Below are 18,265 nucleotides of genomic sequence, written 5' to 3' on the forward strand. Positions count from 1 at the left end.
GTAAAATGATACAATGAAAAAGAAATGAGGATATAAAAATTGATACGACAAGCTAAAAAAACGGATGCGCCAAAAATTGCGCCGCTGTTATTAATTATTTGGAAAGATATGGAGTTACCGATTTTAGAAACAGAAAAGGAAGAAGTCATTGTAAAGGCACTCATTGAAGCAATACAAACAGAGACATATCGTTATAGTTATAGACATCTTCATGTATACGAAAAAGAGGACGATATTGCCGGGGTGCTTGCCGGTTATCCTGGAAAACTAGAGCCGGAAATTGATGCTCCTTGGAACAATATTGCTAAAAAACACGGTATTACCTTTAAAGAGCCGATTTTTAAAGATAAGGAAACGTTTGCGGGAGAATGGTATTTAGATTCTATTGTTACCAATAAAAAATATCGCGGTTTTGGGGTTGGTACAGCTTTATTAAATAAATTAACAGAAATAGCAGCAAAAGATGGAGAAAAAGTGGTTGGACTAAACTGTGATAAAGGAAATCCACATGCAAAACGTTTATATGAGCGAATTGGTTTTCATGTAACAGGAGAAATAGTACTTAGTGGGCATATATATGAGCATATGCAAAAATAAGAAATGAGGTCGATTGGATGAAAAAGATAATTTTCACAGTGGCTCTAAGCTTTATTTTACTTCTCTCAGGATGTGCAGATGTGACAAATACTGTGAAAGTAGATAAAAAAGGCGATGCGACCATTTCTTTTGATATTGATATTTCATCTGTAGCAGGGATTTTTGCATCTAGTTATTCTGATGAAGTACTCACTCAATTAGAAGAAGCTGGATTTAAAGTAGATAAAAAATCAAATACCAGCTATCATATTGAAAAGAAATTAGAGAAAAATACTACAAAAAGTGATCTAAAGCCAGAAGATTTTGGTGTAAAAATTACTAATACTAAAAGCTTTTTTACACAGAAAGTACGAATAGATGCCAATATTGATCCGGAGAAAATATGGAAGCAAGAAGTAACCGGAGTCCCGTTTCCAAAAGAGGTGTTGGCGCAAATTGATTATACCCTTATTTTAGATCTACCCATTTCAACAATTGGAGATAATAATGCTAAAAGTGTCGATGGTGGAAAACTAACATGGGATGTCCCACTTGCGGAAAAATCAGAAATGTACTTTGATATAACTCTTCCAAATGTGAAAAATATTGCGATTGTGAGCGGAATTATTTTAGTAGCCATTATTGCTTTGATTATTTATTTGATTCGGAAGCATTCTAAAAAGAAAAAATCCGCCTAAAAAAGAGGTTAAGCTATGTAAGCTTAGCCTCTTTACTTTTTGTTATTTGTTCTAACTGTTCATAATATGCGAGTTTTTTCTCGATTTTTTGAAATGCTCGATTCATTTTTTCTTGACGGCGATACATTTCTTCCTGATGCGCCTTTAATACGGAAATTCGTTCAGAAACAGTATCATTACCACATTTTGTGAGCTCAACGATTTCTTTTTGTTTGGCAAGTGGCATCCCTGTCATACGTAAACAAGTAAGTAATTCCAACCAGTGTAAGGCATCTTGGTCGAATATTCGATTATTATTTTTATCTCGAGCAAGAAATGGGATTAGTCCTTCTCGTTCATAATAGCGAATAGTATGTACACTTAACCCAGTGTGAGCAGCAGCTTCCTTAATTGTTTGTTGCATTAAAAGCACCTCTTTTTTATTTATCATAGCATTGCGATATATGAAATGCCAAATGTTTGCATTTGAGTATACTCTAAGGTGTATAGTAAACTTGTGACTATTTTTAGGAGGCGGATATTTTGAACTTAAAAGATACGGTAAAACTCTCAAATGGTGTAGAAATGCCACGTTTAGGCTTTGGTGTTTGGAAAGTGAAAGATGGGGATGAAGCAGTGAATTCGGTAAAATGGGCAATAGAGGCTGGCTATGTAAGTATTGATACAGCTGCTGCCTATAAAAATGAAGAAGGTGTGGGACAAGCAATCAAAGAATCAGGCGTTAACAGAGAAGATTTGTTTGTGACAACAAAACTTTGGAACGCAGAGCAAGGTTACGAATCCACATTAGCAGCATTTGATGAAAGTTTACGCAAATTAGAACTGGATTATGTTGATTTATATTTGATTCACTGGCCCGTTAAAGGGAAATTCAAAGATACATGGCGTGCGTTTGAAAAACTTTATAATGATAAACGTGTACGTGCAATTGGTGTATGTAATTTTCACGAACATCATTTAAAAGAATTAATGGAAGATGCGGAAATTACTCCAATGGTCAACCAAATTGAATTACATCCTGAATTAACCCAGGAACCACTTCGTAACTACTGTGCGGAACATAATATTGTTGTAGAAGCGTGGTCACCACTTGGTAACGGGAAATTACTGGATAATGCTGAAATAAAAGCAATTGCAGAAACGCATGAAAAATCAGTAGCACAAGTTATTCTTCGTTGGGACTTACAAATTGGCGTAGTGACTATTCCAAAATCAGTTCACCAGGAACGTATTGTCCAAAATGCAGATATTTTTGATTTTGAATTAACAGAAGCAGAAGTAGCGAAAATTAGCGCTTTAAACAAAGATAAAAGAACTGGTCCAGATCCAGATAATTTTAATTTTTAATTGCTAAAAATAGGTTGAAAAAGGGCGACAAAATCAATAACTGATTTTGTCGCCCTTTTATTATTATTTTCTACTCCCTTTTTTATTTTTACTCATTACAAATAAAATACTAGAGGCAATAAAGAGGAAGACTATCCCCATTAGGCTGTTATTTGTATCTCCAGTGTGAGGAAGAGTAATGTTTGGTTGGCCTTTTTCTGCATGGTGTTTTGGTTGGTTAGTATTACTTCCATCATTTCCCGTATTATCAGGGGGAGTAGGTTCATCTGCTGTAATATGGACAATGACTTGAACTGGTCTAGCTACGACTCCATCGCTATTTATCGATTGCAATGTAACTGTGTAGTCTCCGGTTACAGCGAAGTTCACAACAGATTCAAAGTCGCTTGTAATTGGCGAACCATCACTTGTCGTTGCGTGAATGCTATCATAAAACTGCTGAATTGTTATCTTACTATTTTTTTTGTAAGAAATATCGCTATCTGCTGAAATAACTGGAGCAGGTGCTTTTTCAATATGAACGATAACGAAAGCAGGATTAGCAGCAACCCCATCTTCATTGACTGCGCGAAGTGTAACTTTGTAATCGCCGGCAACTTGGAAATTGACAACCGTATCAAAATTGCTTGTAATTACAGAACCATCGTTTGTCGTTGCATGGATGTCTTTATAAAATTGTTGACTACTCACTGTACTTTTTTCTGCATAGGATACTTTGCTATCCGCGGAAATAACTGGAGCAGGCGATTTATCGATATGAACAATGACGGAAACAGGATTAGCGGCCACACCATCTTCATTAACAGATTGAAGTGTCACGGTATAATCGCCAGCAACTTGGAAATTAACTACCGTATCAAAATCACTGGTAATTGGGGATCCGTCATCCGTGGTAGCATGAATATCTGAATAAAATTCTTGGCTATCAATAGTACTGTTTTTGGCGTAAGAAATGTTGCTATCCGCTGTAATAATAGGTGCCGCAGCCTTTACGATATGCACTGTTACTGAAACAGGATCAGCAGGAACCCCATCTACATTAACAGATTGAAGTGTAACCGTGTAATCACCAGCAACTTGGAAATCGACTACAGTTGAAAAATCACTTGTTATTGAAGAGCCATCGCTAGTGGTGGCGTGGATATCTGTATAGAATTTTTCAGGCGTGATAGTACTATTTGTTGTATAAGAAATTTCACTATCCGCCGTAATTACTGGTGCTGGAGCTTTTTCAACATGTATTGTCACTAAAACAGGCGTAGCAGAGACTCCATCTGTATTCACAGAATTCAAAGTGACCGTGTAATCTCCAGCACTGGAAAAGTCTACTACATTATCAAAATTACTGGTAATCGGTGAACCATCGTTGGTAGATGCATGGATATCAGTGTAAAATTGTTGGCTATTAATAGAGCTATTTTTTGGATAAGAAATCTCGCTATCTGCGGTAATGATAGGTGCAGGATCTTTTGCGATATGAACAGTAACACTAACGGGATTCGCAGCAACACCATCCACGTTCAAAGCATTTAAAGTAACTGTATAATCTCCAGCTGTTTCAAAATCCACTACCGTTGTAAAATCACTTGTAATCGGAGAACCATCATTAGTAGTCGCTTGAATATCGGTTAAAAACTCCGCAGAACTAATGGTACTGTGTTTCATGTAGGTAATTTCGCTATTGGCAGTAATAATTGGTGCAGGTGCTTTTTCAACTGTCACAGTGACCGTTACTGGATTCGCAGCGACGCCATCTGAGTTCACAGAATTCAAAGTGACCGTGTAATCTCCAGCACTGGAAAAGTCTACTACATTATCAAAATCACTGGTAATCGGTGAACCATCGTTGGTAGATGCATGGATATCAGTATAAAATTGTTGGCTATTTATAGAGCTATTTTTTGGATAAGAAATCTCGCTATCTGCGGTAATGATTGGTGCTGGATCTTTATCAATGTGGACAACGACTGTTACTGGATTCGCAGCGACCCCATCTGAGTTCACAGAATTCAAAGTCACATTGTAATCTCCAGCTGTAGTAAAGTCTGTAGCAGTATCAAAATCACTGGTAATAGCTGATCCATCACTAGTAGATGCATGGATATCGGTGTAAAATTGTTGGCTATTTATAGAGCTGTTTTTTGGATAAGAAATCTCGCTATCTGCGGTAATGATTGGTGCAGGATCTTTTGCGATATGAACAGTAACACTAACGGGATTCGCAGCAACACCATCCACGTTCAAAGCATTTAAAGTAACTGTATAATCTCCAGCTGTTTCAAAATCCACTACCGTTGTAAAATCACTTGTAATCGGAGAACCATCATTAGTAGTCGCTTGAATATCGGTTAAAAACTCCGCGGAACTAATGGTACTGTGTTTCATGTAGGTAATTTCGCTATTGGCAGTAATAATTGGCGCAGGTGCTTTTTCAACTGTCACAGTGACCGTTACTGGATCAGCAGCGACGCCATCCGAGTTCACTGCATTTAAAGTAACGGTGTAGTTTCCTGCTGTTGAAAAATCCACTACAGTTTCAAAATTGCTTGAGATAGAAGAGCCATCGCTGGTCGTTGCTTGAATATCGGTTAGAAATTCTGCTTCTGTAATTTCCGAAAATTTTGGATAAGAAATACTGTCATCAGCAGTAATTACTGGTGCTAATGAAACTGTAATTGGTTGAGTAACTGTGCCTGAAAATGTTCCTGATGCAGAGGAGTACTTAACCGGCTCACTAAAATTATAAGACACATTGGATAAATTTTTAATATTGTCGTACTCCCAATTAACATTACCATCTTGATATTCACCGTTATTCGAGATAGTTGTTGGGGTAGAAATAACACCATTGTTACTAATTTCATTAGCAATGGATAAATTCCCAGTTACAATTTTATTTGGTAATGATATTGTTTGATTAGTAGCAAATAAAGTTGTAAGAGAGGGGGCTTCTGTTTCTATGTTTGTTGGTAAAACTCCAAGCAGATTATTATTAACTTGGAGGTTGCTTAACGTAGGAAGATTCACCAAATTACTAATATCTGCTATATTATTGGAATCTAGATTTATAGAATTTAAAATTCCCATGTCTTGTATATTAACATTTGTGAGGCTGTTTTCACTAAGATTGACTAGGGAAACTTTTGGAAGTGAAGTTAAATTAACTGCAGAAAGTTGATCAGAATAGCCAGCAAAATTAATCCCACTAGAAGTATTATTGCCGGCAGTAGTTAAGTTTGGCAGATTAGAAAGTGTTAATTCCTCCAAAAGTGAATTATCGCTGCTATTAAGCGTTAAAAGGACTGTAACAAGATTGGGTTGATCTGCCATAGTTATTTTTGTAATCGTTGGCATATATCTTAGGTACAATGCAGTCAAATTAGGCAAGTCATTATCAGCATCTAAAACAAAGCTAGTTAACTTGTTGGAATCTAGTTCTAACGTTTGTAAGGCATCCAACTGTGTGATGTTTGCTATTCCAGTGTTAGTTAGTTGATTAGAAGTTGCATCCAGGTGATTTAAAACAGGTAAGTTGGCCAATTTTGTGATATCACTTAACTCATTAGATTTTAAATCTAGATAAGACAGTGCAGCCATGTTTTGCACATCTATATCGTTTATCCAATTACTATCTAAATCCGCAGTCTGGATTTCTGGAAGTGCATTTAGTTTGACCGTACGAAGAACATCCGAATAGCCAGAGAAATTAATCGTATTAGAAGTACCAGCTCCAGCACTAGTTAATGCAGGAAGATTTGACAGCGTCAGCTCTTCCAAAAGGGAAGTTTGATTGCTGTTGAGAGTCGTATAAATGATGACTAATTTTGGTTGATCTTCAATGTGTAGTTTAGTAATTGTTGGATTGTATCTTAAGGATAAATTACTTAAATTAGGTAAGTCATTATTCGCATCTAATTCAAAACTGTTGAGCGAATTAGTATCTAAATTGAGGACTTGTAAAGAGTTTAATTGGAATAATCCTGACACACCCGTTGTTGTTAATTGATTAGAACTTAAATCTAGAGTGGTTAGTACAGGAAGATTTATCAGTTTACTTGCGTCTGTTAATTTATTCCCATGCAAATCGATATAATTTAATACAGCCATATTTTGAATATCTGCATCCGCAATAAGGTTACTATCAAAGTCAATGGTTGTTATTTTAGGTAGTGATGCTAGTTTGATGGTAGTGAGGGCCGTAGAATAATTAGAAAAATTAACCGTATTGGAAGAATTTTTTCCAGCAGTAGTTAGTAAAGGAAGATTGGAAAGAGTCAATTCTTCTAAAAGGGATGTTTGCCCGACGTCAATGGTTGTATTAATGTTGGTTAGATTCGGTAAGTCCTCGATAGTTAAGCTGGTTATTGATGGATTATTCGATAAGTTGAGTGTGCTTAGGTTAGCTATATTTTGCCCACTAGTAATACTTATGGTATTAAGTAAATTATCAGATACATCAAGGGTGGTTAAAGCAGAGAGATTAGTAATTGGCGCAATACTTGTAAGTTGATTCTGACTTAAATTAATTGAAGTAAGATTGGTTAACTCACCTATTCCAGTTGCATCGGCAATATTTTTTGCAGAGGCGTTCAAAGTAGTTACAGAATCAAGCTGATTTTGTGTAACCACTTGAGATGTATCATCGCTTCCAGTTATTTGCAGGGCAATGACCTTAGCAAGATTTTCATCTGGGAATGTTTGTAAATAAGTGTCACCAGCTGCAAAAACTTGAGCTGTAGGAGCTTTTTCTTTAACATTCGTGGTATTTGGATTGTAGGACTTTTCTTTTTGAGCGGAAGTAGTTTCTTCAGTGGGTGTAACGATAGAATCTGTGTTTTCCTCTTTTAGTGTGTCAGGGTTAGTCGCTTCCTTTTCACCTATCTTAGTTTCTGGTGCCATTTTTTCTTCTATACTATTAGGGGGAACTTCTTCGGTAGTAGTTTCTGCATAAACAGTCGCAGGGATAGGGATAATTGCACTAAAAACAAGGGATATTATCACAACAGATAAATAGAGTTTTTTCATTAATACAGCTCCTTGGATGTGGGATTTTTAGAATTTATCGGGTGCTACTATGTACTGTTAGAAAGTAGGGATAGATTCATTCTTATATACTATTTCCCGAATATGCCAAAAACAAACAGATTTGTGTAATATACTTGTTAGTGATATATGGAGAGTAAAGAACTCCTTCTAGAACGTAACGCCATTAAAATGAAAACGAATAAAACAATTATAATAAACCATGGAACAGACTGGTCTATTAAAATGACAGCTAGAACTACTTGATAATCTATGATTTTAAGCATAAGGTATCTTAGAAATCTCTGAAAATACTTATTTTTCTTTAGTGGCATTTTTGCTAACTTACTTTCTTTAGTTAAATTCACTATATGAAATGGGACAGATGCAAGGATAAGACGAGTTATATTTTCAAAGAAGGTATTTTAACTATTGAATTTAAAACGTAAAAATATAGAAGGAAAAGTGGCATGTAATATTATAATACCACACCAGTCGACCTTTAAAAATCCATTCGTAGTACTGATTTTGTTGGAATTGTGATGGAAAAGTGAACAACTTTTATTTCCCATTTTTCTTTTGTTTTAATAAAATTCTATCTAAATTATTTATAAAAAATTAAAGCGATGTAGATAAGCAAAATCTCCGCATTACATAAGTTATTGTGTCATGTATTGTAGTTTGTTGGAAAGCCATTCTCAGATAGAGATTTTGGATGTATTCTAATGTAGAACATTACTCAAATATTCTCTGGGAGGCAATCGACATAGGGCTGAAAAAAGGGTTAAAATTAATGACTATCTTTACACTTATTTTTACATTAACTACTCCATTTTTTCATGGAGGAACAAAAGCAAAAGCTACCGAACTAATGAATGTGATTGATTCAGTACAAGTAACACATACAGATGGTTCGAAAACAGGTAATTATGATTTTTATGAATCATTTACGACAAATTTTACTTGGTCAGCAAAATCGAATAATTTGAAAAGTGGAGATACATTTACAGTAGTATTTGGTAGTAATATCCACTTAGCAAATAATCTAACGTTTCCGTTGGTGACGGAAGATAATCAAGTTGCAGGGGAAGCAGTTGTCAATGTAGCAACGCGAACAATGACAGTAACGTTCAATAGTTATGTTGAAGGAAGAGCGAATGTGAGAGGTACCATTCAGCTACTGGATACTTTTGAAATTAGGACTATCACAAGCGAAACCGTAGTTCCACTTGAATATACCTTTAATGGATCTACGACAACAATAGATGTAGATGTCAATCCAACACCAGTAGTTAATCCAGATGAAATTTTAATTAAAGGTGGGGCAATTTCAAAAGACGATCCAAGTGTTATTAATTGGAACTCACGGATAAATTTTGCTAATGAGCCGATTAATAACGCAATAATAGTAGATTCACTTGGACCAGGGCAAGAGTTTATCCAAGACAGTGTGGTACTCACTAAACAAGCTTTCGATGCTTACGGAGTTGATATTCCGCCATCATCAGTTGTGCCTACATCGGATTACACGTTAACATTTGATAGCCCAACGAAAATGACATTAGACTTGGGGAATATTACTCAAAGTTATCGATTAACATATCAAACAAAAATCACAGATACTTCGCTGGATGTCTACACAAATAACATTGTCATTTCAGGTGACAATATTCAGCCTTACTCCATAGATGTCGAAAGCGAAACATCGAGCGGCAGTGGAACAGCGGGTGGAGATTTTGGCTCGTTTGAATTAATAAAAGTGGATAAAAATAATCATACCGTTAATTTGGCGGATGCTGAATTTACTCTCAAGTCAGATGTTACAGGTACTATCTATAATTTGACAACGAATACATCTGGTAAAGCATCATTAGATAACTTACCGCTGGGAGACTATACTTTAACAGAAACGAAAGCTCCAGCAGGATACCAACTTGATAGTAATCCAGTAAAAGTAACAATCAACGGTACTAGTAAAGCAAGCTATACTTTCGAAAACGAACAACTGCCACCTATGAATGGAGCTGTTGAAGTCACAAAAGTAGATAGTACAGATGCAACCATTTATTTAGCAGATGCTGAATTTAATTTAGTAGATGAGAATAATAATGTAGTGCAAACGGTCACAACCAATAAAGCTGGAAAAGCAGATTTAAGTAATCTTACACCAGGAGAATACCAACTAATTGAAACAAAAGCACCAGCAGGATACGAAATAGACTTAACACCGATTCCAGTAAGTGTGAAAGCAGACGAAACAACCAATATCACAGTGGGAAATGTAAAAACACCACCGGCGCCAGTTCCACAAGCGCCACAACCTCCAGTGACACCAACAGAACCTAGCAAACCAGTAACGCCAAAAAATTCAAATGAGAGCCAAATCTCTGTCAAAGAAGAAAACTAAAAATTATCCAAAAAACTACCAAAGACAGGAGAAAAGAACCAAACATTATTTTTGGCTCTTTTAGGAGTAGGATTGCTGTTTTCTGCTTATCGATTAATGAAAACTACTAAAGCTAATTAAGCATTATCCCCTTCAGTATTCCTAGCTGTAGGGGATTTTTCTTGCCAATTTATGCTACAATAAACTAAAAAAGAGGTTGCTAATGGAAAGAAGTATAATTATTCAAAATCGCTATATTAACCAAAAATTAGCTCCAACTGAATGGCTCCAATCCCCTCAAGAAGTAGTAGCTCACTTTGGTGCGATACAAGCTCAAAATTATGGACAGTCTCTTTGGGCAGTTGGAAGTAGATTAATCTCACCAAGCGAAACTACTGTGAAAGCTGCTATCAATGAAGGAAAAGTTATCCGCACATGGCTTCTAAGAGGTACCATTCACCTTTTTTCAGCAGACGATTATCACTGGATGATTGATTTAACGGCGCCAATGATAGATAAAATTTGCCAGCCTTATCGAACTAAATTAGGGCTTTCCAATGAAGTTCTTCATAAAGCTAGCAAAGTAGTGGATGCCTTTGTAGCAGGTAGCCATCGAACGCGAAAAGAATTAGCTGAACATTTGGCTGAAAACGAATTACCAAGTGCTGGAATTACTTTTGCACAGCTACTTGTTTACTTAAGCTCGCGAAAAATTATTTGTTCTGGCCCGGATGAAACTTACCGTGACACGCGACATATTCCTGTAGTAACGAAAGTTTATACGCGCGAAGAAGCAATCAAAGAATTAGCAAAGCGTTATTTCCAAAGTCATGCACCAGCAACTTTAAGAGATTTTTGCTTTTGGTCAGGATTCACTGTGGCAGATGCAAAAATTGCTTTGGCAGATTTCGCACAATTTGAAGATTATTTTATAAATGATTTAGTAGAAAATACAGTTTCGCTTGAAACGATACCTCTCGCTGGGTTTGATGAGTGGATTATTGGTTACAGAAATCGTTCTATTGTATTAGATGAAGAATGGCACGAGGAGATTATCACGAAAAACGGTATTTTTAGACCGGCTATCATTACGGCTGGAAAAGTGGTTGCTAAGTGGGGAAAGCCGAAAAACCTTACTGATATGAAAGAAGATTACTGGGGCCGTTACATCCAATTTCGTAATATGCTATAGTTGTTGAGAGGAGAATATTTAATTTGAGGTGAGCAAGTAATGAACGCTTTTGATAAATTTTATAAAAAAACTTTAGAAGAACGTAGAGCAATTTTGGCTGAGTATGCAGATTTAACGGAAGAAGAGCAAGCATTTTTGGCATCTACTGGAGCACTTTCACTGGAAAAAGCGAACCATATGATTGAAAATACCATTGGAATTTATTCGCTACCACTAGGGCTTTCGATGAATATGCGATTAAATGATAAAAACTATATTGTTCCAATGGCAATGGAAGAGCCGTCTGTTGTTGCTGCTCAAAGCTCAGGAGCGAAGTTAATTGCTCAAAATGGTGGTATCAAGGGAACGGCAACAGACCGCCAAATGATTGGTCAAATAGAGTTAATTGCTGTTCCAGATATACAGCTAGCCATAGAAAAAATAACTAACAACCAAGAAAAATTACTGTTAATTGCTAATGAAGCTCATCCATCATTAAAGCGGCGCGGTGGTGGAGCAGTTAATCTTCGTGTTCGAACAGCAAATACTACACAAGAAGAAACATTGCTAATCGTGCATTTGCTTGTAGATACAAGAGAAGCGATGGGAGCGAATATGGTGAATACTATGGTTGAAACTTTGGCTCCAGAATTAGAAAGATTGACAGACGGGATTGCCAATATGCGAATTTTATCTAATCTAGTAGACGACGCTACAGCTACCGTTTCATGTCGGATTTCACCAGAAAGTCTGGCAACAAAAGAACAGACAGGTGAATGGGTTCGCGACCGAATTATTGCAGCTTATACTTTTGCTGATGCAGATATCTATCGGGCAGCAACTCATAATAAAGGAATTATGAACGGAATTGATGCAGTTGTTATGGCATTTGGGAACGATTGGCGCGCAGTAGAAGCAGCTAGTCATGCTTATGTAGCTCGTACAGGGAGTTATAAACCAATGACAAAATGGTCCAAAGATGAAAATGGTTTTTTAATCGGGGAACTAACTTTACCAATGCCAGTTGCCTTTGTAGGAGGCTCAATCGGAGTCCATCCAATAGCTACACTTTCCCAAAAAATTGCTCGAGTAGAATCTGCAAAGGAGTTAGCGATGTTGGTTTGTGCAGTTGGTTTAACTCAAAATCTAGCAGCCCTAAAAGCTCTCGTTACAGAAGGTATTCAGCGTGGTCATATGTCACTTCAAGCCAAATCGCTAGCAATGACAGCGGGAGCAGAGGCAGAAGAAATTGAGGCAGTGGCAACATTTTTACAAGAAAGCAAGCAAATGAATGTACTAGCGGCGAAAGCATATATAGAAAAACTTCGACAAAATTAGTCGATGAAATTAAAAATATAAAAAGAAAGCAGCTCTTAGATTTGTGTGAAAACGAATCTAAGAGCTGCTTTTTTGGAAGAACTTAATCAGTATGATCGATTTTTCGAATTTGTCTTGCGGGATTGCCAGCTACAATAGTGTTAGCGGAGACATCTTTTGTGACAGTGGAATTTGCTGCAATAATCGCATTTTCACCAACAGTTATTCCAGGTAAAATAATAGCATTAGCACCAATCCATGCTGTTTTTTTAATATGAATGGGAGCCACGTTTATGCCACGTCTTTTTGCTGGCTCCATCAAGTGATTGACTGTTAATAACATGGCACCGGGACCGATTAATACATCATCTTCAATCACTATCCCACCTAAATCTACCAAGGTGACATTTTGATTGATGAAAATATTTTTCCCAAATGTAATATGTTTTCCAAAATCACTGTAAAATGGTAGCGAAACTTCTACAGTGGGACTTATCATTTTTCCGGTGATTTCTTGCAAATAATGTAAAATCATTTCTTTCGTATGGTACTGGGTATTTAATTCGATAATCAGTTGCTCATTAGCATGTTTCACTAAATGGATTTCTTTAAAGAGAGGGGAATCAGGTAAAATATCTTTTCCAACTATTCTTTTTAGTAAAGTAGCTTCTTCCATATAATTCCTCCTAGGTTATGTTTTTACTATCATAATTATACATAAAAAAGTTATACTTGAATAATACCTATACTAAATACTTAAATATTCATTTTGTCTATAGAAAGGGAGGGTTTGATGGAACTACGTGTGTTAAATTATTTTTTAACGGTTGCCAGAGAAAAAACAATTAGCAGGGCAGCTGAGGTCCTTCACTTAACGCAACCGACTTTATCCAAACAATTAAAAGAATTAGAGGAAATACTTGGAGTGAAGCTATTTGTCCGTGGAAATCGTTCTATTACTTTAACGGAAGAAGGAATTTATTTGGCAAAGCGGGGCAAGGAAATTTTAGCTTTAGTGGAATTGACCACATCTAATCTACTTGTGACGGATTCGATTAGCGGTCAAATTGCAATTGGGGCAGGAGAAACTAGTGCATTTGAATTTGTTGGAAAACATTTACATGAAATAAGAACGAATTATCCAGAAATTAATTTTCAAATTTATAGCGGTAATGCTGATGATGTTCTCGAGAAGATTGACCATGGCATACTTGATTTTGGATTAGTCATTGATCCAGTAGACAAACAGAAATATCAGTATCTAAGGTTGCCACTTGTTGATAAATGGGGGCTTTTAGTGAATAATTCTCATAACTTGGCAAGTAATCAATCTATTGAACCTAATGAAATTAAGCAAATTCCACTAATGATTTCTAGTCAATCATTAGTGGATAATCAGCTATCAGAGTGGCTAGGAGGAGACTTAGATCAGCTTAATATCATTGGTTCCTATAATTTACTGTATAATGCATCCCTTCTAGTGAAAGAGAATATCGCTAGTGCTGTATGTATCGATGGGATAGTGAATACAACAGCTACCAATCTGACATTTATCCCACTCCGGCCACCAATAAATGCGAGCATAAATATTGTTTGGAAAAGAAATGCTACATTTTCTAGTGCTGCAAAAACGTTCTTACGATTGATTCAAAAGGATTTGGAATAAAAATAGCCTTTTTTAGTGTCAATCTAATTTTTTTAGGATCTTTGCTGGATTTCCTCCAACTACAGTGTTATCTGGAACGTCCTTTGTAACCACGGAGCCACCCGCAACTACTGCATTTTTCCCTATAGTGACTCCTGGCAAAATTGTAGCTCGTGCACCAACCCAAGCATTTTCTTTCACATGGATTTTGCTAATGAGCAGAATATGATGATCATCAAAATCATGATTTGCGGTTAATAAAGTTACTTCAGGACCAATCATTACATTGTTTTCAATCTCTATTCCACCAATTGCCATTGCAGTTAAACTATGATTAATAAAAACATTGTTTGCAAGTTTGAAATTTGCACCATTGTCAATTTGTAGAGGTCCTATAATATTACTCGAACTAAGAAGCGAGCCTTGTAATAAATCATTAGTAAGTTTTCTTGCAGCTTCCGTGAAGGGTTCTGTTTGATTGATTTTAAAACTTAACTTACTAGATCGAATCATCTCATCCATATAGGGTTGATAACTTGTTTCACGCATGTCAATGGGATTAAAAACTTTTTCCAATTTATTTCCTCCTTCGTAATGCATTATTGTCAATAAAAGTTTAATCCTCAGGAATAAACTGACTTAATTGTGCTTCTTGTTCTGCTAAGCTTAATGTGAAAAAACGTTTGTTTTGATCTAGTTGATTGATTTCTGCCATTTCATCATTAGATAAAGCAAAGTCAAATATATCAATATTTTCTTGAATATGATTTTGTTTTGTCGAGCGCGGGAAAACAATATTTCCTGATTGAATATGCCAACGTAAAATAATTTGCGCATTTGTCTTCGCATATTTCTTAGCTAGTTGTTGAAAAATAGGTTCATTTAGTAAATCTTCGTTCGCATGTCCGAGTGGATACCAGCTCTCCAAAGCAATTCCAAATGGTTCTATTCGTTTTTTTAGTCCACTTTGTTGGTAGTAGGGATGACATTCGACTTGAAGTACAGCGGGTTGAATGGTAGCGATTTGGAGTATTTCTTCTAGGCGATTAGATTCAAAATTGCTCAAACCAATGGCTTTTACTTTGCCGCTAGCAACAGCAAGTTCCATCTCTTTCCATGCCTCTTTGTAGGCACCAAATTGCTGATGAAGTAATAGCAAATCAATATAATCTGTATCTAAGCGCTGCAACATTTTATCAATCGCAATCGTGGTTTTTGCTGTACCATAATCACTTGGCCATAATTTTGAAGTAATCCAAACCTCTTCTCGAGCGAGGCCGCTTTCCTTAATGCCAGCTCCAACTCCACGTTCATTTTGATAAGCATGTGCCGTGTCAATATGACGGTATCCCTGCGCTAAAGCCTCTAAAACAGCCTTTTTGGTCGCTTCATTTCCTTCAATCTGAAATACACCAAGCCCAAATTGAGGGATTTTAGTTCCATTGTTTAAAGTGATAGTTGTTTGATTATTCATTTTGTTACCTCCTAATTTTTTTGATGATAGTGGATCGATATAGAAATGGTCTAGCTAGCATCTAAAGTTATTTTATCAGATTCGTGTTACACGAAGTCAATGATAAAATTTAAACTTTTTTTTGTGTAAATAAAAGGCTGATATTGATTTTGGAAACAGTTCGTGCTAAAGTAACTCTAAAGAAGGAGTGAGAATATGCAATACACAGTGAAAGAAATGGCCAATGAGTTACAACTTACGACACATGCTATTCGATACTATACGGACCAAGGTCTTATTCCACATGTTACAAGGGACAAAAATAATAATCGTTTATTTGATGACGAAGCAAAGTTATGGCTGTTGAATGTAAAATATATGAGAAATTGTGGAATGAGTATCCATGATATAAAACGATATGTTGAACTAAATAATGAAGGTGTTGCTTCGATTGCAGAGCGATTTAGAATATTGTTAAAGCAAAAAGAAATTATTCACATGAAAATGAAGGAATTGCAAGAATCTGCTAACTATCTTGATCGTAAAATAGAGTATTATGCGACAACGTTTTTAGATATTCCGGCAGAAGAATTTGTCAAAAAAATATCATTGGAAGAACTTTCGGCAGGTTTATAAGAGATGTAGCAGAAAAATACCTCAACTAGCTTTATTGTTATGAAGTTGGTGAGGTTTTTTGTTGCATAAACTGTTTGTTGCTAACTATCGCTGCTGAGACTAAAGCTTTAAGCGCTCGTCTTTACAAAAACTTAACAATACATTCGGAACGTTGTGAATGCTGTCATATCAATCAGTTTCATTTTGTTAATCTAGTACAGCTGTACAGAAATAAAAAAATCTATTTACCTTACATTTACTTTCTTTTATGATGAAAAAAGAGGATAAAATCAAGATTACAAACAAAAAGGAGACTTTCATGGAAGACATAAATATTCAGCAAATGATTTTTCAATTTATCGGGGGACTTGGAATTTTTCTTTTCGGTATTAAATTCATGGGAGATGGGTTGCAAATGGCAGCTGGTGATAGACTCCGTGATATTTTGGACAAGTACACAACCAATCCTTTCATGGGTGTACTAGCTGGAATTTTAGTTACCGTATTAATTCAAAGTAGCTCTGGTACAACTGTTTTAACGGTTGGCTTAGTAAGTGCAGGATTTATGACGTTAAAACAAGCAATTGGTGTTATCATGGGAGCGAACATTGGAACAACTGTTACCGCCTTTATTATTGGTATTAAATTATCCGAGTATGCCTTACCAATCATCGCTGTTGGAGCAGTACTCTTATTCTTCTTTAAAAATCATAAAGTAAAAAATATCGGCCAAGTTTTCTTTGGATTTGGTGCGTTATTTTATGGTCTGGATTTGATGGGGCAAGGAATGAAACCACTTGCTGGTATGGAAACTTTCCACGATTTAACCGCACAAATGAGTACAAATCCATTCCTTGGTTTACTAATTGGAACCATATTTACAGCGGTAGTACAGTCGTCTAGTGCTACTATCGGGATATTGCAAGAATTATATGGTCAAGGAGCAATTGATTTACAAGCAGCATTACCTGTTTTATTTGGTGATAATATTGGTACAACAATTACTGCGATACTTGCTGCAATTGGTGCTAGCATTGCCGCGAAACGTGCAGCAGCAACTCATGTTATTTTCAATTTAATTGGTGCTGTAATTTTCATGCTCATCCTACCGATTTTTTCTTCCTTAATAACATATTTACAAGAACTATTTGGATTAAATCCAGAAATGACAATTGCCGTTGCCCACGGAACATTTAATATCACGAATACCTTTATCCAGTTTTGGTTTATTGGAGCATTTGCATGGCTAGTGACGAAAATAATTCCTGGTGACGATTCAAGAATTGATTATAAAACTAAACATCTTGATACGAATTTAATTGACCAGTCTCCTGGGATTGCACTAGAAATGGCGCGCGAAGAAACACTGCGAATGGCAGATTATGCGAAATTCGGTTTACAGGAAGCACGCGAATACTTGGTAAATCGGGAGCCGAAGCATGCAGAGTCGACTATCCAAGTCGAAGAAGCAGTAAATAATTTAGATCGAAAAATTACAGAATATCTAACAAAAATTTCGTCGGTTGCTCTTACGAATAATGAAACAGAAGAACATGCATTAATGCTCGACACCGTTCGTGATATTGAACGAGTTGGCGATCATATGGAAAATATCGTTGAAAATATCGACCAATTGATTAAAAATAAAGCTAAAATGTCTGAAGAAGCATCCAATCAATTAATTAGCATGTTTGAATTAACAACAAAAAATTTCGAACGTGCCGTAAAAGCAATGCATAAAAAAGATCGAGCGCTGGCAGAAGAAACCATTGTTGTCGAAAAAGATATAGATAAGGCAGAGCGGAAATTGCGTAAAGATCATATTCGCCGCCTAAATGAAGGGAAATGCCAAGTAGTAAGTGGTATCTTATATATTGATATTGTGAGTGACTTGGAGCGAATAGGCGATCACGCGAACAACATTGCCGAAGCGGTATTAGAATTAAATGAATAAAAAAGCTTTAAAAGGAAACTAGCTGTTATTTTGGCGCTAGTTTCTTTTTTTGTTAAAAATATACACTTTTATTAGTCCTTG

General features: G+C 36.1%; 14 protein-coding genes and 1 pseudogene. 10 read left to right on the plus strand and 5 right to left on the minus strand.

Annotation, left to right across the window (positions count from 1 at the left end; genetic code table 11):
• The first annotated feature begins 39 nt into the window (after positions 1-39).
• Together HCJ50_RS00330 and HCJ50_RS00335 are read left to right on the plus strand one after the other, a co-directional pair.
• A complete protein-coding gene (locus HCJ50_RS00330) occupies positions 40-597 on the plus strand; it encodes a GNAT family N-acetyltransferase (protein WP_185347004.1) in 558 nt (185 codons plus the stop codon).
• A gap of 17 nt (positions 598-614) precedes the next feature.
• Complete coding sequence (locus tag HCJ50_RS00335; protein WP_185347002.1) at positions 615-1,274, plus strand: protein with hydrophobic anchor; 660 nt, start codon at positions 615-617, stop codon at positions 1,272-1,274.
• A 13-nt stretch (positions 1,275-1,287) separates the two neighbouring features.
• Here the strand turns inward: HCJ50_RS00335 and HCJ50_RS00340 are convergent, their stop codons facing one another.
• Positions 1,288-1,677: a MerR family transcriptional regulator gene (locus HCJ50_RS00340; protein ID WP_185395443.1), complete on the minus strand. Its 390-nt coding sequence runs from the start codon at positions 1,675-1,677 to the stop codon at positions 1,288-1,290.
• A gap of 119 nt (positions 1,678-1,796) precedes the next feature.
• Here HCJ50_RS00340 and HCJ50_RS00345 point away from each other — a divergent pair, with 119 nt between their 5' ends.
• Positions 1,797-2,621 carry an aldo/keto reductase gene (locus tag HCJ50_RS00345; protein WP_003719008.1) on the plus strand — a complete coding sequence of 275 codons (825 nt, stop codon included), beginning with the start codon at positions 1,797-1,799 and terminating at the stop codon, positions 2,619-2,621.
• A gap of 63 nt (positions 2,622-2,684) precedes the next feature.
• On the opposite strand, the gene HCJ50_RS00350 is transcribed toward HCJ50_RS00345, so the two are convergent.
• Positions 2,685-7,646: a LapB repeat-containing protein gene (locus tag HCJ50_RS00350; RefSeq protein WP_185346998.1), complete on the minus strand. Its 4,962-nt coding sequence runs from the start codon at positions 7,644-7,646 to the stop codon at positions 2,685-2,687.
• A 712-nt stretch (positions 7,647-8,358) separates the two neighbouring features.
• Here HCJ50_RS00350 and HCJ50_RS00355 point away from each other — a divergent pair.
• From HCJ50_RS00355 to HCJ50_RS00370, 4 genes and pseudogenes are all read left to right on the plus strand, one after another.
• Positions 8,359-10,050, plus strand: a complete 1,692-nt coding sequence (locus HCJ50_RS00355) for a SpaA isopeptide-forming pilin-related protein (protein ID WP_185346996.1) — start codon at positions 8,359-8,361, stop codon at positions 10,048-10,050.
• Between the two features lie 18 nt (positions 10,051-10,068).
• Positions 10,069-10,170: pseudogene (locus HCJ50_RS16050) on the plus strand (LPXTG cell wall anchor domain-containing protein); the annotation flags it as partial.
• 82 nt (positions 10,171-10,252) lie between these two features.
• Complete coding sequence (locus tag HCJ50_RS00365; RefSeq protein ID WP_185346994.1) at positions 10,253-11,221, plus strand: winged helix DNA-binding domain-containing protein; 969 nt, start codon at positions 10,253-10,255, stop codon at positions 11,219-11,221.
• A gap of 39 nt (positions 11,222-11,260) precedes the next feature.
• Complete coding sequence (locus HCJ50_RS00370; protein ID WP_185346992.1) at positions 11,261-12,538, plus strand: hydroxymethylglutaryl-CoA reductase, degradative; 1,278 nt, start codon at positions 11,261-11,263, stop codon at positions 12,536-12,538.
• Positions 12,539-12,620: 82 nt separating this feature from the next.
• On the opposite strand, the gene HCJ50_RS00375 is transcribed toward HCJ50_RS00370, so the two are convergent.
• Positions 12,621-13,193 carry a DapH/DapD/GlmU-related protein gene (locus HCJ50_RS00375; protein ID WP_185346990.1) on the minus strand — a complete coding sequence of 191 codons (573 nt, stop codon included), beginning with the start codon at positions 13,191-13,193 and terminating at the stop codon, positions 12,621-12,623.
• A 117-nt stretch (positions 13,194-13,310) separates the two neighbouring features.
• Between HCJ50_RS00375 and HCJ50_RS00380 the strand changes: the two genes are divergently transcribed.
• Complete coding sequence (locus tag HCJ50_RS00380; RefSeq protein WP_185346988.1) at positions 13,311-14,183, plus strand: LysR family transcriptional regulator; 873 nt, start codon at positions 13,311-13,313, stop codon at positions 14,181-14,183.
• An 18-nt stretch (positions 14,184-14,201) separates the two neighbouring features.
• On the opposite strand, the gene HCJ50_RS00385 is transcribed toward HCJ50_RS00380, so the two are convergent.
• Both HCJ50_RS00385 and HCJ50_RS00390 read right to left on the minus strand, forming a co-directional pair.
• Positions 14,202-14,738 carry an acyltransferase gene (locus HCJ50_RS00385; RefSeq protein ID WP_203573204.1) on the minus strand — a complete coding sequence of 179 codons (537 nt, stop codon included), beginning with the start codon at positions 14,736-14,738 and terminating at the stop codon, positions 14,202-14,204.
• A gap of 40 nt (positions 14,739-14,778) precedes the next feature.
• A complete protein-coding gene (locus HCJ50_RS00390) occupies positions 14,779-15,636 on the minus strand; it encodes an aldo/keto reductase (RefSeq protein ID WP_185346986.1) in 858 nt (285 codons plus the stop codon).
• A gap of 195 nt (positions 15,637-15,831) precedes the next feature.
• On the opposite strand from HCJ50_RS00390, the gene HCJ50_RS00395 reads away from it, so the two are divergent.
• Entirely contained in the window at positions 15,832-16,251 is a 420-nt protein-coding gene (locus tag HCJ50_RS00395; RefSeq protein WP_185346984.1) for a MerR family transcriptional regulator, read from the plus strand.
• Positions 16,252-16,549: 298 nt separating this feature from the next.
• Positions 16,550-18,184 carry a Na/Pi cotransporter family protein gene (locus tag HCJ50_RS00400; protein WP_185346982.1) on the plus strand — a complete coding sequence of 545 codons (1,635 nt, stop codon included), beginning with the start codon at positions 16,550-16,552 and terminating at the stop codon, positions 18,182-18,184.
• The last annotated feature ends 81 nt before the right edge of the window (positions 18,185-18,265 follow it).

This window comes from Listeria immobilis, from assembly GCF_014322765.1.
GTDB classification, from domain to species: domain Bacteria; phylum Bacillota; class Bacilli; order Lactobacillales; family Listeriaceae; genus Listeria; species Listeria immobilis.